This is a genomic window from Shinella sp. GW821-FHT11G07 (assembly GCF_058808115.1).
Map to the genome: position 1 here is coordinate 87,411 of NZ_JBXARJ010000016.1, position 16,272 is coordinate 103,682.

Below are 16,272 nucleotides of genomic sequence, written 5' to 3' on the forward strand. Positions count from 1 at the left end.
GAGGCGTTAGGCGGCTGAAAAATATGATTTATTATATTTTCCTATCACAGCTTTGCCCCGATTGGCTTTTCCCGCGGACTCCGCCACACTTCATCTCCGGCAAATGAAACAGCTTTGGTGTCGAAACTTGCCAGTCTGATCTTCTCGATATAATGAGGACCCATATTAAATGGGGGTTCTGCAACGGTGGAGTCGACAATGACCCGATGGGGGAGAATGTTGCTGGCGGCGGTGGCGGTCTGCGCCATTGCTTCACCAGTCTGGGCTGACGGTTTGGCACGTCCGGTGCGCGTCGCGCCGGTGCAGTTCGAGCAGCGCGAACAGACGGTCACCATCACGGGCGAGGTGATTGCGCGTGTGGAGACGGATCTCTCCTTCCGCGTCAGCGGGCGCATCACCGGCTGGTTCGTCGATGTCGGCGACGCCGTCAAGAAGGACCAGGTCCTCGCGCGGCTCGACCCCGAGGAGCAGCGAGCCGACGTGGAGGCCGCGGAAGCGGGTGTTCGCGCGGCCGATGCGCAGTTGCGGCTCGCCCGCACCAATTTCGACCGCCAGAAATCACTTCTCAATGACGGCATCAGCACACGCCGCGATTTCGACGACGCCGAAACGGCGTTGCGCACGGCGGAAAGTTCGCGGGAGGCAGCAATCGCCCAGCGCGGTACCGCGAAGGAACTGCTTTCCTATACGGAGCTGCGCGCGCCCACCGATGGTATCGTCACGGCGCGCCTCGCCGAGAGCGGCCAGGTGGCGCAGGCGGCGCAGACCATGTTCACCATTGCCGACACCGGCCCGCGTGATGCCGTCTTCGATGTCTACGAATCCCTGTTCTTTGCGCAGCCGGCGAGGGACGGCGTCGTCGTGACCCTGCTCAGCGATGACAGGATCCGCACGACGGGCACGGTGCGCGAGATTTCACCGACGATCGATGCGGACAAGGGGACCGTGCGCGTGAAGATCGCCATGGACCGGACACCACCGGAAATGACACTCGGCGCCTCCGTCGTCGGTGTCGGCGCGCTGGCGCCGCGTCGGGTCGCGGTGGTGCCCTGGCAAGCCCTTTCCGGCACTGATGGCAAGCCGGCTCTGTGGATCGTCGACAAGGCGGACAATACGGTGAGCCTGCGCCCGGTCGAGGTTGCATCCTTCGAGACCGGTGTGGCGCTTATCTCGGGCGGTATCGAAGAAGGCGAGGCCTATGTCGCCGACGGCACAAAGCTGCTTCGACCCGGCCAGACCGTTACCGTGATCGAGGGAGCGACCCAATGAGGATATCCATTCTGCTCGCCACGGTGATCGTCGTCCCGTTGGCGCTTGCCGGCTGCAAGAAGGAAGAAGAGGCCGTCGTCCCACCCCGGCCGGTCCTGTCCATGGTCGTCACGCCCACGGCGCTTCCGGGCACGCGCTTTGCCGGTACGGTCCAGGCGAAGGTGCAGGCCACGCTCGGCTCGCGAGTTGCAGGGCGCCTCGTCTCGCGCGCGGTGCATGTCGGTGATCTCGTGAAGAAGGGTGACGTGCTCGCTGTGCTCGACGCGACGGCCTATGAACTGGCCGTGCGTTCGGCGCGTGCAGAACTTTCAAGCGCGGAGGCAACGCTTGCCAGCGCGGTTTCGATCGAAGAGCGGCAGAAGACATTGCTGCAATCGAACGCCGCGGCGAAGGCCGCCGTCGAGAGTGCGGAGCAATCGCGCGAGGCCGCCGATGCCGGAGTGACGCGGGCGCGCACGGCGCTCGTAAAGGCGGAGGAGCAGCTTTCCTACACGAGTATCCTGGCGGAGTTCGACGGCGTTGTCGTTGCGACGGGCGCCGAGGTGGGGCAGACCGTTTCGCCCGGCGAGGCGATCGTCACGGTTGCCCGCCCGGACGAGCGGGATGCTGTCGTCGATATCCCGGAGACGGCGGAAGCCATCGCTATCGGCAGCCGGTTCACCGTGTCGTTGCAGATCAATCCCGCCATCACCGTCAAGGGCGTGGTGCGGGAGGTGGCGCCCTCCGCCGATGCCGTGACCCGCACGCGGCGCGTCAAGATCGCGCTGGAAAACCCGCCGGATACGGTGCGTCTCGGCACCACCATCACGGCCGAACTCGAAGGGCCGGACGTCACCGCCATCATGATCCCGGAAACGGCGGTTCTGCAGAAGGACGGCAAGCCGAATGTCTGGCTGGTCGATGCGCAGAAGGGCGAGGTGCGTCTGGCACCGATCGAAACGGGTGCTGCGGTCGGTCGGTACCTCCCGGTATCCAGCGGGCTGAAAGCCGGTGACCGCGTTGTCACCGCCGGGGTGCACAGCCTCGAAGAAGGCCAGAAAATCAAGGTTGAAGACGAGGCAAGCCTATGAAGAAATTCAACCTTTCGGACTGGGCGCTCGATCACGCATCGCTCGTCTGGTACTTCATGATCGTCTTCGCGCTGCTCGGCTTCTTCACTTACCAGAATCTCGGTCGCGAGGAGGATCCGTCCTTCACGATCAAGACGATGACGATCAGCGCCGCCTGGCCAGGCGCCTCGGTCGAAGAAACCACATTGCAGGTGACGGAGCGCATCGAGCGCAAGCTGGAAGAGCTGGAATCGCTCGATTTCACCCGCAGCATCACCACGCCCGGTCAGACGCTGATCTTCGTCAACCTCAAGCCGACGACCCGTGCCCGCGATGTCGCGCCGACCTGGGTGACCGTGCGCAACATGATCAACGACATCCGTGGCGATTTCCCGTCCGGCGTCGTAGGTCCTGCCTTCAACGATCGATTCGGCGACGTCTTCGGCAATATCTATGCCTTCACCGCGGACGGACTTTCGCCGCGCCAGTTGCGCGATTATGTGGAAGACGCCCGTCGGCGTATCCTCACGGTTCCCAATATCGGCAAGGTCGATCTCGTCGGCGCGCAGGACGAGGTGATCTATCTCGAATTCTCGACACGCCAGCTCGCCGCGCTCGGCATTTCCACGCAGCAGGTCGTGTCGACCCTCCAGGCGCAGAACGCCGTCACGCCTTCCGGCGTCGTGCAGGCGGGCGGCGAGCGCGTCAGCGTGCGTGTCGGCGGGCAGTTCGCTTCGGAAGAGAACCTTCGCGATGTCAATCTCCGGGTCAACAACCGCTTCTTCCGGCTGAGCGATATCGCCACGATCACGCGCGGCTACCTTGATCCGCCATCGGCGCTCTTTCGCTTCAACGGCGAGCCGGCCATCGGTCTTGCCATCGGCATGAAACAGGGCTCGAACCTGCTGGAATTTGGCGCGGCCGTGGAGAAGCAGATCGAGCTTCTGTCGCATGAGCTACCCGTCGGCGTCGACGTACATCTCGTGTCCGACCAGCCGAAGGTGGTCGAAGAGGCGGTTTCCGGCTTCACGCGGGCGCTGTTCGAGGCGGTCATCATCGTTCTCGCAGTCAGCTTCGTCAGCCTTGGCGTGCGTGCCGGGCTTGTCGTGGCGCTGTCGATCCCGCTGACGCTCGCGATCACCTTCGTCTTCATGTACTACGACGACATATCGCTGCAGCGTATTTCGCTGGGCGCACTCATCATCTCGCTCGGCCTGCTTGTCGACGATGCGATGATCGCGGTGGAAATGATGGTGGCGCGGCTGGAGATGGGCGATTCGCGGCGGAAAGCCGCGACCTATGTCTACACCTCCACCGCTTTCCCGATGCTTACCGGCACGCTGGTGACGGTGGCGGGTTTCATTCCGATCGGGCTCAACAACAGTGCGGCCGGCGAGTTCACCTTCAGCCTCTTCGTCGTCATCGCCATTTCGCTGCTCGTCTCCTGGGTTGTCGCGGTGGTCTTCGCGCCGCTGCTCGGCGTGACGATCCTGCCCAAGACGATGAAGAAACATCACGAGCAGAAGGGCTGGTTCACCCGCGCCTTCGTGCGCCTGCTCGATACCTGCATGCACTGGAAGTGGACGACCATCGTCGCCACCGTGCTGGTGTTCTGCGTTTCCGTTTTCGGCATGCGGTACGTACAGGAGCAGTTCTTCCCGTCGTCCGACCGGCCGGAGCTCATCATCGACTGGTCGCTGCCGCAGAATGCCTCGATTGCTGAAACCAATGCGCAGATCGCCAAGTTCGAGGAGGAGAAGCTCAAGGGCAATCCGGATGTCGAGCGGTGGTCCTCCTATGTAGGTGAGGGCGCTGTGCGCTTCCTGCTGTCCTTCGACGTGCAGCCGCCGTCGCCGGCCTTCGGCCAGACGGTCATCGTCACCAAGGATCTCGAAGCGCGCGATCGCCTGCGCGCCGATCTCCAGGCCTATCTGCGCGAAACCTTCGTCGGCACGGATGCGCTGGTGAAGCTGCTCGACATCGGCCCGCCGGTCGGCCGGCCGATCCAGTACCGCGTCAGCGGCCCGGATATCGAGGAGGTGCGCAAACACGCGCTCGAATTCGGCGAACTGCTCGGCAAGAACACGCTGCTGGGCGACATCGTCTATGACTGGAACGAGCCGGCACGCGTCGTGAAGGTCGATGTATTGCAGGACAAGGCCCGCCAGCTGGGCGTCACCTCGCAGGATATCGCCTCGGCGCTCAACGGTGTCGTCGGCGGCACGACTGTCACCCAGATCCGCGATGACGTTTATCTGATCGACGTCATAGGCCGGGCGCGGGCAAGCGAGCGCGAATCGATCGAGACGTTGCGCCAGCTCCAGCTGCCGACGGCCAGTGGCACCTCGGTGCCGCTCGCCGCGGTGGCCAATTTCCGCTACGAAATGGAGCAGCCGGTCGTCTGGCGCCGTTCGCGCGAGCCCACAATCACCGTCAAGGCGAGCATTACAGGTGGCGTGCAGCCGGCAACGATCGTTTCGCAGGTCGCGAAGGACGTCGCGGCCTTCCAGGAAAACCTGCCCTCCGGCTACAATGTCGTGGTCGGCGGTACGGTTGAAGAAAGCGCCAACAGCCAGGCGCCGATCATCGCCGTCGTGCCGCTGATGCTGTTTGCCATGGCAACGATCCTGATGCTGCAGCTGCAGAGTTTTTCGCGGTTGTTCCTCGTCTTCGCGGTGGCGCCGCTGGCGCTGATCGGTGTGGTCATCGCGCTGCTCGGCAGTGGTGCGCCACTCGGTTTCGTCGCCATCCTCGGCGTGCTGGCGCTGATCGGCATCCTGATCCGCAATTCGGTGATTCTCGTCGTGCAGATCGAGGACCTGCGACGAGAGGGCATGCATGCCTGGAACGCCGTGCGCGAGGCGACGGAACATCGTATGCGCCCCATCATGCTGACGGCGGCGGCGGCGAGCCTCGCGCTCATCCCCATATCGCGCGAAGTGTTCTGGGGGCCGATGGCCTATGCCATGATGGGCGGCATCATTGTCGGCACGGTGCTGACGCTGCTCTTCCTGCCAGCCCTTTACATCGCCTGGTTCCGGATCAAGCCCCAAGACAAGGAAGAGCCGTTGGCTCCACCGCCAGAGCCCGTGGAGGCGGCCTAGGGCCTCTCAATTTCGCCCATGTCCGGCACCATAGCTGCGAGAAATCGCAGCTATGGGCGGGTAGGCGTGGGGAGGGGCGATGATTCTCGTGGCAAGCCTCAGGCACGGCTACGCCCTTTATATGCCTTGGCTTTTGCGGGTGAAGATGCGTTCTTTTTGCCGCACTCTTTTTGAAAAAGCTGGTGGAAAAAGTTGATTTTCAATGCCGAATGGCAAAGCCGCTTTCCACGCAGTAACGAATGTGCAAGGGATTTTCTCCATGGTATCGGCGGGACAGGGCGGATGTACCGGAGCGGAACAAGGTTTGGTCATGGGACTTGACGAAACGTTGAAACTGCATGTCTATGCCGCCCAATCGTGGCAAGCGGTCGGCTCTTGCCTCGTGCCCTCTCGGGCGCGGTCGAAGGGAATTGCAGTGTGATGATCGGAATTGAAGACGTGAGCAGGCCGCGTAAGGGTTTGGACGCATTCGTGCGTATTCTCGCGGCAGGAACCCTGCTGGCTCTGGCTGGCTGTATCGTTCCGAGCGATGGCCCGCTGACCAACCAGGTTATTTCGTCTGGTGCGGACGGCAAGGCCTACGAGATCCCGCAGACCAAGCTGATTTTTGATGTCGTCACGATCGACCAGCGCATTGCCAACAGCGTGAACGCCTCGCCACGCGCCAGCTTTGCCAAGACCTTCGGTATTGGCGGCGGCGGTGGCACGCCGGTTATCGGGGTCGGTGACCGTCTTGAGGTGACAATTTTCGAAGCGGGGCCGGACGGCCTGTTCTCCACCGCCGAGCGCAAATCGACGTCGATTCCCGTCATCGTGCAGCCGGACGGGCACGGCCAGATCCCCTACGTTGGCTCGGTACGTTTTGCCGGCATGACCATCGATTCGGCGCGTTCGACGATCGTCGATGCGCTGAAGGCAAAGGCTGTCGAGCCTGATGTCATCGTGGCGATGGCCGACAATGCCTCGCGGACGGTGTCCGTTCAGGGCGACGTGAACAAATCCTCCATCGTGCCCCTCGGGTTGAACGGCCTGCACATCAGCGAAGTTCTTGCGATGGCCGGCGGTGCCAGCAAGCCGCCCTATGACACCTATGTCAGCCTGAAGCGCGCAGGGCGCACGCGGTCCGTGCTGTTGCAGGCGATTATCGACAATCCGAAGGACGATATCTACGTCAAGCCGGAAGACCAGATCTACGTCAGCTACGATCCGCAGACCTTCTCGGCGCTCGGGCAGACGGAGAAGAGCGGCAAGGTTGCGTTCAACGCCGCCAAGCTCAGCCTCGTCGAGGCGGCGGCACTCGCCGGCGGCGGTAACACAGCCACGGCCGATCCGAAGGGCTATTTCGTCTTCCGTTACGAAGAGGAAAACGTCTATCGCAGCGTTGTGGGTGACGATCGCTTCCGCGATCTGATTTCGCGCGGCATGGTGCCGGATACCGAAGGTCGCTATCCGATCGTCTACCGCCTCGACCTGGCGGAGACGCAGAGCTATATCATCGCCCAGAACTTCCCTGTGCGGAACAAGGACGTCATCTATCTGGCACGCCATGTCGCAACGGATTTTGCGAAGTTCATGAGCATCGTTTCCAGTGGCTCAAGTGCGGCCTACAATATCCAGCGCACAGGACGGGCGTTCTAGTCGCCGAGCGCTTTCGGCGGGTTCGCTGCATTCATCCGGAATGTCCTTGCGGCGTTCCGGATTTTTGCATTTTGTCGTAGAGGGCTGAATGGCCGGACAGACACGGAAAACCTACGCGCTTCTTTCTCCCGGTCTCTGGCGGCAGCGCGTTGACATTGCCCGGCTGCTCGACGCCGATGTCGTGGCGTGGCCGCTTGTCTTTCCCGGTCGGGTCGATGGGTTTGTCGGTTGGGGCCGGCGTTCGTCCGGCATCCGGGCAATGCGGCTTGCGGCGCGTTTCGGTAAAGAAGTAATTACCCTGGAGGATGGCTTTCTGCGTGGCTTCGCGCCGGGGCAGGGGGAGCCCAGCCATTCCTATGTCATTGATCGGGACGGCATCTATTTCGATGCGCAGGCGACGAACGGACTGGAGCGGTTGCTCTCGCGGCCTGTGACCGATGCTGCAGCGCTTGAGCGCGCCCGTCTACTGATCGTGCGACTGCGCCATGAGCGCCTTTCCAAATACAACAACAGCCCGCTGCTGAGCCCCGCTCACGCCGGCGTGCCTTCCGGGCGTCCTTTTGTGCTGCTCGTCGATCAAGTTGCCGGCGATGCATCCATTGCCGGCGCGGGTGCGGGGCCGGCGAGCTTTCGGGCCATGCTGGTGCAGGCCATCGCAGACAATCCGGGCAAGGCAATGGTCGTGCGTACGCACCCTGCAGCGGGCGACCGGAGCCTTCTACGGCAGGCTGCGTCGGCGATCGGTGCAGATATCGTGGTTCCGGCGCGCATGAACCCCTGGCCGCTTCTGGAGGCGGCCGACAGCGTCTACACGGTCTCTAGCCAGCTCGGCTTCGAGGCGCTCATGGCGGGCGGACAGGTTCATTGCTTCGGAACGACCTATTATTCCGGGCGCGGACTGACCAATGACTATAGCGTCCAGCCTACGAACCGGTCACCGGCATCGCTGGAGCAGGTTTTTCATGCCGCATTCCTCGACTATTCGCACTATCTGGATTTGCACAGCCGGGAGGCGTGCAGCCTCGAACGGGCGGTAGATCAGGCGATCGCCGTGCGGGATCAACGCATGCGCGTAGATCGGAAGGTGTTTACCGCCGGGTTCTCCCCGTGGAAGCGCAGAGCGATGACCCCCTTCCTCAAAGGGGTTGCCGGTGACCCGGTCCACAAGCGCTCGCTTGATGCGGCGGTTGCTGCCGCTCAGGCCGAGGACGGTGTCGTCGCCATCTGGGGCAGTGACCGGACACTTCCCGTCGACGTGCCGGCCATCAGGCTCGAAGACGGCTTCATCCGATCGCGCGGGCTGGGTGTTGCCCTGACCATGCCGTCCTCTATCGCCATGGATGACGAGCATGTCTATTACGATGCCCGGGGCGAAAGCCGGCTGGAGACGATTCTTTCAGGCGGGACATTCGATGAACCGTTGCGCGCTCGCGCACGGGCACTCGCGCGGCTGCTGGTTCAGCGCGGTGTTTCCAAATATAATCTGGGCACGGAAGCAAGCTTGCCGACTGGGACAGCGGGACAGTTGAAAATCCTCGTGCCGGGGCAGGTCGAAAAGGACGCGTCGATCCGCTACGGCTCGCCCGCCGTGCGTTCGAACGCGACGCTCGTTGCAGCGGTGCGGGCGCTCTTTCCAGATGCCTTCATCGTCTACAAGGCGCACCCTGATGTGGTTTCCGGCGTGCGGGACGGTGGGGCGGTGCCGGCTGCGGCGGATTTAATCGTCAAAAGCGGGGACATCCTGCAATGGATTGCCTGGGCCGACCGTATCGAGACGATGACCTCGCTTGCCGGTTTCGAGGCGCTTCTCAGAGGCAAGATCGTCGGCGTGCATGGCGCGCCCTTCTATGCGGGGTGGGGTCTCACCGATGATCGTCTGATGATACCGCGCCGCACGCGCCGGATCGATCTCGACACGCTTGTTGCCGCAAGCCTCATTCTCTACCCATTCTATGTCCATCCTCTCAGTGGCCTGCCCTGCCGCCCGGAAGACCTCGTCGAAGAGATTTCCGTTGGTGCCTTGAAAAAGCCAGGCCTGCTGCAAAAGGTGACTTTGGGTGCGGCGCAGCAGATAAACCGGGTCGGTGTGTTGCTTCGCGACTCGCGGTTGCGGTAGCTGGCAGGCGAACAGGTGCCGTGGTTGCGTTGCATAGCTGCTGCACTTTTCGAATTTCGGTTGCAAGATTGGCAATTTCTGGGGGGGAGCGTTGTAGATGCCGTTGCTAAAATTGCTGCTTTGTGCGAATACCAAGCGCATTCAGCGTCAGCGCTATTCTTTAGGTTAAGCCAGCCTATCATGATCGAACAGCATGAAAAACATCTGAGCGCGGACGCCGATGTGAATGCCTCGGCAAAGGGTGCGCGACTCGTCAATCTGGCGTTGCGCCGCAAACTCTCCAAACGATTCCCTTCCAAGAGCGCGCCGCGCGTGCTGTTGCTGCAAGGGCCGGTCGGTCCTTTCTTTCGTAAGGTGCAGACTCTCCTTAACGACAGTGGTTTTGATGCCTGGCGTGTCAGCTTCAATGCGGGCGACCGGCTTTTTGCCCGCGGAAGTAATATTCTTCATTTTTCCGGAACGGCAGATGCTTGGCGTGACTGGTTCACCGGGATCGTAACGGAGCATGGCTTCGACTATGTCATCCTGTTCGGGTGCGAACGTGATGTGCACAAGATAGCGATTGAGCAATGCGCCTTGAATGCCATCCCCGTGCTGAGCCTCGAAGAAGGCTACATTCGCCCTGGATTCGTGACGATGGAGCTTGGCGGCAACAATTGGCTTTCGCCGATTGCCGGGCTCTTGCCGCCGGAGGATGAGGCCAAGCAGCGGCGGGAACGCCCGAAAAGCACCACCTATCCGTCTTCTTTCGGCGCGATGGCGACCTATGCCTTCACCTATTTTGCCGTGCGCGGCGTCTTTTCGACCTTGAGCGAACGCAAGCTTTTCCATAAGCCAAAGCGGTCGCTCGTGACCGAGATGTTCTACTGGATCAAGAACTACTATCTGAAGTTCCGAAATCTCGGCCGCAATTACCGCAGCATGGAGCGACTGCTCGAACATCACGACAAGAAGTATTTTCTCGTTCCCCTGCAGGTGCACGACGATAGCCAGTTGGCCGCCGCGGCCGGTGGCTGGAACAACCAGAAACTCATTCTGAAGGCGATCGTTTCCTTTGCGCGAAACGCGCCGCCGACGCATCAGTTGGTTTTCAAGATTCACCCCATGGAACGTGGGCATAGCCAGGACAAGCAGTTCATCCGCCAGGTGGGCGTACTGAACAATGTGGCCGACCGTGTGCACATTCTCGACAATGGTTCGCTAGGCCTTCTGACGCGGCATTCCGCAGGCATGGTGACGATCAACAGCACTTCCGGCCTGTCGGCGCTGGTGCATGGCGTTCCGCTCGCCGTTCTTGGAAAGTCATTCTATCGTCATCCGTCGCTTGCTTTCTGCGTCGCCAAGGGCATCGATCTGGACAGCTTCTGGTCGAGTGGCCATGTGGCCTCGGCGGGGCTGCGGCGAGACTATCTGAACTGGGTCGCCGAGCAATGTCTCGAGCCTGGTGACTTCTATGCCTATGAAGGGATGGAGGTTGCTACCAATTCGCTTCTAGGGAAGCTGCGCTCCATGGAGACGATCGGCCGTACAACGGGCGTTTTGCTGCCTCTGTCCGATTCCATCGATTCACAGGTCTGGGTACAGCGTTCCGGCGAAGCATCTGCCGGCTGACCAGCCCGCATTTCTTTTTTGATTGCCCAAAGCGAATCGCAATCTTTCAGATTTGCTCCTTGCGTTTTACTTTGTTGATTTTTCACATGCTGTTCGCGCAAATAGCATACACTTTTGCGCAACGTGCTGTCGCGGACGCAGAGCCGTGTCAGGCTGACCGGCGCTGCTTCGGCGCGGGCCGGGAGGTCCGCAGGATTTCCTCGTGAACCTGAATTGCTTCCTCGATATTGTTGTAGAACGTCAGTTGGCCTTCATTCATGACGCCACCGATATCGCAGAATGAGCGCAGCAAGCCGGGAGAGTGCGAAACGAGAAGAAGGGTCGCATTTTCGCGGCGCTGATCGAAGACTTCCTTGCACTTTTTCTTGAAGGTCGAATCGCCGACGGCGATCACTTCATCGATAAGATAGTATTCAAACTCGATCGCCATGCAGATACCGAAGGCGAGACGCGCTTTCATGCCGGCTGAATAGGTTCGCACCGGCATGTCGAGATATGGGCCTAGTTCGGAGAATTCGCTGACGAAGTCGAGCACCTTGTGGCGGCTCTTGCCATAAATGTCGGCGATGAATCGTGTGTTTTGAGCACCCGTTAGTTTGCCGTGCACGCCACCGTTGAAGCCGAGCGGCCAGGAGATTTTCCCCTCGCGGATGATACGGCCGGTATCCGGCAGGTCGCCACCGGATATGAGGTTCATGAGCGTGGATTTGCCGGCACCGTTCCGTCCGAGGATGCCCACATTGATACCCGGGCGAAACGCTGCACTGAACTTGTCCAGAATGATCTTCTTTCCCCCACCAGGGCGCGGAAAAGCTTTGCTGACATTATCGAATATTATCATGCGTTCATGATCCGCGGCCTGAAGATGCGCTCCATCGTGAGGCCGAGAGCCAGTAGCCCGGTCGCCATTCCAAGAAGGTAACCTTTGTCGAGCAGTGGTGTGTAGTCGATATAGGTGGAGGTGCGGAACCATTCCACGCAATGCAGGAACGGATTCCACCACAAAATAGCCTGGACTTCCGGCGAAAGCTGCGTTGGCATGTAGAACACGCCCGAAAGCAGCATTAGAGGCATGCTCATCATGTTCAGGAACGTGTCGTAGCGGGGAATCAAGGCCCCCACCGCGGCATTGAACGTCGCGAAGGAAAACGCAAAGAAAAGAATTGCCAGCAGGCATTCCATAAAATCGCCCGGGTACACGATGATCGGCCGGTCCATGGTGTAGGAGAGGCCGCCCATGAACAGGCCGCAGATCATGATCCAGATTGTCGATTCGAGCAGAAAACTTGCGACGATCGTATCGAGAGGCCGAATGAGAGGGTAGGTCAGCATCGGCTGATTGCTGATGATGGCGCGCTCGGTTTTGCGGGAGATACCGCGCGTCATCCGGAATCCGAACACACCGGCCAGAATGAACAGTGCCGCATTGTCGCCAAACGGGATCTGCGCCTTCATGAATGTATGCATGGCCAAAAAGATCCCTACATAGGCGGCCGGCTCCGCCAGGATCCAGATGAAGCCGAAACGGCTCTTGCTGAACCGGGTAACGGCATTTCTCACGACAAGAGCCGAAATGACCCTGGCATTTTCCTTTAGCGCGTAACTCAGTGGTTTTTCATCGAAGATGCTCATGGCGCCACGATCAAATTGAGTGGTCCTTGACGGACCGGAGCGTGAAGTATCCGATGAGCCAGAGCCCGACGGATGCGATCAATACGATGAAGGTGTTCAGCATGCCCAGCGGATATAGCGCGATTTCCGGTTCCCGGGGCGCCACGTAAACTGCGAAATAGCGCTCCTGCTTCTGCGCTTCCTGCATCGCCGTTTCAAGCGAGGCGAGCGAAGCGGTGTAAGCCTTGACCGCAAATTCCTGCTCAACGCCGAGCTCCGTGAAACGATCGAGCATTTCGGGCAATGCACGCCCGCCTTCCGTTCCGTTGCGGGTGGTCTTGTTGCTGGAATCGGTCGGAGCGGCTTCGCCGGTAATCCGTCTCTTCTGCTCGATAAGCTGTTCTTCGAGCGCGCTGATCTGCCGCTCGATGACGCGGGCTGAGGGTGCATCGGAACTGATCGAATCAACAAGCGCCTTATATCGTGTCCTGAGCGACGCAAGTTCCTGCTCAAGCGTGCTGATGATTGCGGCTTCCATCGTTGCGACGGCCGTCGGATCGACGGCCTGTTCCGTTATGCGTAGATCGGTAATCTGCTTGCGAACGTTGCGCAGGCGTTCCTCCGAGCGGGCAACCTGTTGGTTGACCACCTCGATGAACTGCCTGCGCGATTTCTCGGAGAGCGTATTCACCAAATTCTCGGAAACGGCGAGAATGGAATCTGCGACCTGCTTGGCGTCTGACGGGGAAAACGCATAGACCTGCATGGTCACGTTGCCCGTCGTCGAATTGAAGCTGACGTTGATCATGTCCCGCCAATAGTTGCGGAATTCGTCCAGCGCTCCGTCTTTGTTTTCGCGATACAGGAAGTCGATCGACGGGCGCGAATAGATTTCCCGGATGTCGACGTTTGTCTGTTCCAACATGTCGGGCAGGATCTGCGCCGAATGAATATAGTCGGCAACGATATAGGAATCGCCGGACTGCGCCGAGTTTCCGACCAGAGCAGAAAGACCCAAGGTGTTGAAGGAATTCTGGTTGGAGCCGCGGACCGAGAACTGTGTCTCGACAACATATTGGGGGCTGGCGATGAAGAGGTAATACAGGCCCGTCAAGAAGGCCGGGAGAATCGCAGCTGCAAGGAAAGAGATTTTGGGCCAGGGGAGCTTCCGCTTCCGCTTCGGCATTTCAGGCAGCGTCATAATGGTCTTGACGATGTCCTTCGGCAAGGCCGGCCGCGAGTCGGCGCGCTTGCCAAGATTTTCCTCGTCATCGAGCTCCGGATCGGAGCGGTGCCGTGCAGCGGCGGCCTGCTTGATCGCGACAACCTTCTGCTGTGCGGCGCGCTGCTTGGCGCGCTGCTTGGCGATATCCATCAGGCTGCTTGCCTTGGCGTCAGGGGTTTCTGCCGCAGCGGGCGTTTTTTCGTCTTCCACGTGGCTACTCTCTCAAAAGCAAACTGATTGGTCGCCAAGTCATTTGTGGCGGCAGATTATTCGACTTTACCCTTACAAACAACTAAAATGCCGTGCATGAACAAGGCCGAACGATCGTGTCTAGCCGTAGCATGGTTGTCGATCCGGTTGAAGCGGTCCTTTTGTTGCCGGCACTCATCAGCCAGCAATCTGGTTATTTTGTGATCATTTCTGAAGTCGCGCTCCAGCCCTGGCTTGCGGCGATGAAGTTCGGATTTGCGAAATCCGCGTCATGCTCCTGGTTACGCTTACCGTAGCGCAGAGGTTTTTCATCCAGTGTGCGCGTTTGCCCACCTGCGGCGCGCAGCACGGCATCGCCTGCCGCCGTGTCCCATTCCATCGTGCGGCTGAAGCGGGGATAGACATCGGCAAGGCCCTCGGCGACGAGGCAGAACTTCAATGAGGAGCCGATGGCGGTGCAGGCGTCGATGCCGTGGTTCTCGAGGAAGCGCGCTGTCTCCGGCGTGTCATGCGAGCGGCTGGCGACGGCGGTCGGCGGTGTGCCCCGCCCGCGACAGCCGATCGCTTTGCGCTCGCCGATCGTGAAGCCGTCCGTCACCAAGAAGCGCTCGGCGTGGTTTTCTACGGCCAGGAAGCCGATGGACAAGGCCGGGGCGAGAACGATGCCGGCAACCGGTACTCCGTCGCGGATGAGGGCGATATTGACGGTGAACTCGTTGCGGCCGGCGACGAACTCCTTCGTTCCGTCGAGCGGATCGACGAGGAAGAACAGTCCGCCGGAAATGTCGGGGACGTCGCCCGCGGCGACCGCTTCTTCCGCGACGATCGGTACGGCCTGGAAATGCTGTTTCAAGGCGGAGAGAATCAGCCGCTCGGCCTCTTCGTCCGCTTCGGTGACCGGCGAACTGTCGGGCTTGTACTGTACGGCCGGGCGGCCGCTGTGGATGGCCATGATGGCGCGGCCAGCGGCGAGCGCGGCGCTTTCCATCACCTGTGTCAGCTCTGCGAGGTCTATCTGCATGGCCTCATGGCTTAGCCGCGGAGCGTCTTGAAAGCAATTGCCAGGGCGGGCGAACCATAGCGGTGTGGAAAGAGTTCGGCATGCGGCGGGCTGCGACGCTCTTCCGTCTTGCCGTTTGTGCTGCATATGCGAATGTGGGGCGACTGATCTGGGAACCCGCATGCGCTACTCCGCTTTTTCGATCTTCAAACAAGCCCTTGCCGGAAACCTCGGCTGGAAGCCCGCCTGGCGGGAGCCGCAGCCGAAGCCGCACTACGACGTGATCATTGTCGGTGGCGGCGGGCATGGCCTCGCGACAGCCTACTATCTTGCCAAGGAATTCGGCGTCCGCAATATCGCGGTGGTGGAGAAGGGGTATCTCGGCTCCGGCAATGTCGGCCGCAACACCACGATCGTGCGCTCCAACTACATGCTGCCCGGCAATGAACCCTTCTACGAGTTCTCGCTGAAGCTATGGGAAGGACTGGAGCAGGAGCTGAACTACAACGTCATGCTGTCGCAGCGCGGCATCATCAGCCTCTATCACAACGACAGCCAGCGCGATCATTATACACGGCGCGGCAATGCGATGATGATGGAAGGGGTGGCGGCCGAGCAGCTCGATCGCGAGACGCTGAAGAAGATGTTGCCCTTCCTCAATTTCGACCACGCGCGTTTCCCCATTATCGGCGGGCTGTTGCAAAAGCGTGCCGGCACGGCGCGGCACGATGCCGTCGCCTGGGGGTTTGCGCGTGGCGCCGACAGGCTTGGCGTCGATCTCATCCAGAATTGCGAGGTTACCGGCATTCGCCGTGACAACGGTGTGGTCACCGGCGTCGAAACGACGAAGGGCTTCATCGGCTGCAACAAGCTGGCGCTGGCGGCCGCCGGCAATACCTCGCGCGTCGGCGAGATGGCCGGGCTGAAACTGCCGATCGAGAGCCATGTGCTCCAAGCCTTCGTGACGGAAGGGCTGAAACCCTGCATCGACCACGTCATCACCTATGGCGCGGGCCACTTCTATATCTCGCAGTCGGACAAGGGCGGCCTTGTCTTCGGTGCGGAGATCGACGGCTATTCCTCCTATGCGCAGCGCGGCAATCTCGCGACGGCCGAGCATGTCATGGAGGAGGGGGTGACGATGATCCCCGGTCTTTCCCGCGTGCGGGTGCTGCGCGCCTGGGGTGGCGTCATGGACATGTCGATGGACGGCTCGCCGATCATCGACCGCACATCGATTGATAACCTCTTTCTGAACTGTGGCTGGTGTTATGGCGGCTTCAAGGCTACGCCGGCCTCCGGCTTCTGTTTCGCCCATCTGATCGCCAAGGGCGAGAGCCATCATGTGGCGCGCGCGCTCAGGCTCGATCGTTTCGAGCGTGGTTTCCCGATCGACGAGGCGGGTGCCGGCACCCAGCCCAACCTGCATTGAGTGAGCG

11 protein-coding genes are annotated in these 16,272 nt (G+C 60.7%); 7 read left to right on the forward strand and 4 right to left on the reverse strand.

Annotated features, from left to right (window positions below):
• The first annotated feature begins 198 nt into the window (after window positions 1-198).
• The 6 genes from AC1RT2_RS26005 to AC1RT2_RS26030 all read left to right on the forward strand — a co-directional run bounded on the left by AC1RT2_RS26005 (window position 199) and on the right by AC1RT2_RS26030 (window position 10,787).
• Window positions 199-1,269, forward strand: coding sequence for an efflux RND transporter periplasmic adaptor subunit (locus AC1RT2_RS26005; protein WP_493106633.1), 1,071 nt, complete (start codon window positions 199-201; stop codon window positions 1,267-1,269).
• Window positions 1,266-2,339: an efflux RND transporter periplasmic adaptor subunit gene (locus AC1RT2_RS26010; RefSeq protein ID WP_493106635.1), complete on the forward strand. Its 1,074-nt coding sequence runs from the start codon at window positions 1,266-1,268 to the stop codon at window positions 2,337-2,339. Before AC1RT2_RS26005 ends, AC1RT2_RS26010 begins: the two co-directional genes overlap by 4 nt.
• Complete coding sequence (locus tag AC1RT2_RS26015) at window positions 2,336-5,422, forward strand: efflux RND transporter permease subunit (RefSeq protein WP_493106637.1); 3,087 nt, start codon at window positions 2,336-2,338, stop codon at window positions 5,420-5,422. The genes AC1RT2_RS26010 and AC1RT2_RS26015 overlap by 4 nt, the downstream gene beginning before the upstream one ends.
• Window positions 5,423-5,893: 471 nt before the next feature.
• Complete coding sequence (locus tag AC1RT2_RS26020) at window positions 5,894-7,060, forward strand: polysaccharide biosynthesis/export family protein (RefSeq protein WP_069061283.1); 1,167 nt, start codon at window positions 5,894-5,896, stop codon at window positions 7,058-7,060.
• Window positions 7,061-7,148: 88 nt separating this feature from the next.
• The gene (locus AC1RT2_RS26025; protein WP_493106640.1) at window positions 7,149-9,176 is read left to right on the forward strand and encodes a capsule polysaccharide biogenesis protein; all 2,028 of its coding nucleotides are present in this window, start codon (window positions 7,149-7,151) and stop codon (window positions 9,174-9,176) included.
• Between the two features lie 180 nt (window positions 9,177-9,356).
• Window positions 9,357-10,787, forward strand: a complete 1,431-nt coding sequence (locus AC1RT2_RS26030; RefSeq protein WP_493106642.1) for a capsular polysaccharide export protein, LipB/KpsS family — start codon at window positions 9,357-9,359, stop codon at window positions 10,785-10,787.
• A gap of 148 nt (window positions 10,788-10,935) precedes the next feature.
• Here AC1RT2_RS26030 and AC1RT2_RS26035 read toward each other — a convergent pair whose 3' ends face one another.
• From AC1RT2_RS26035 to cysQ, 4 genes are all read right to left on the reverse strand, one after another.
• Entirely contained in the window at window positions 10,936-11,628 is a 693-nt protein-coding gene (locus AC1RT2_RS26035; protein WP_493106644.1) for an ABC transporter ATP-binding protein, read from the reverse strand.
• On the reverse strand, window positions 11,625-12,419 hold the full coding sequence (locus AC1RT2_RS26040) for an ABC transporter permease (protein ID WP_493106646.1): 795 nt from the start codon (window positions 12,417-12,419) through the stop codon (window positions 11,625-11,627). Before AC1RT2_RS26040 ends, AC1RT2_RS26035 begins: the two co-directional genes overlap by 4 nt.
• A 10-nt stretch (window positions 12,420-12,429) precedes the next feature.
• On the reverse strand, window positions 12,430-13,833 hold the full coding sequence (locus AC1RT2_RS26045; protein ID WP_493106648.1) for a KpsE/RkpR family capsule polysaccharide export protein: 1,404 nt from the start codon (window positions 13,831-13,833) through the stop codon (window positions 12,430-12,432).
• Between the two features lie 193 nt (window positions 13,834-14,026).
• Window positions 14,027-14,833 (reverse strand): 3'(2'),5'-bisphosphate nucleotidase CysQ, encoded by an 807-nt coding sequence (gene cysQ / locus AC1RT2_RS26050; RefSeq protein ID WP_493106728.1) that lies wholly within the window; start codon window positions 14,831-14,833, stop codon window positions 14,027-14,029.
• A 181-nt stretch (window positions 14,834-15,014) separates the two neighbouring features.
• Here cysQ and AC1RT2_RS26055 point away from each other — a divergent pair, with 181 nt between their 5' ends.
• Window positions 15,015-16,265, forward strand: coding sequence for a sarcosine oxidase subunit beta family protein (locus AC1RT2_RS26055; RefSeq protein ID WP_493106650.1), 1,251 nt, complete (start codon window positions 15,015-15,017; stop codon window positions 16,263-16,265).
• The last annotated feature ends 7 nt before the right edge of the window (window positions 16,266-16,272 follow it).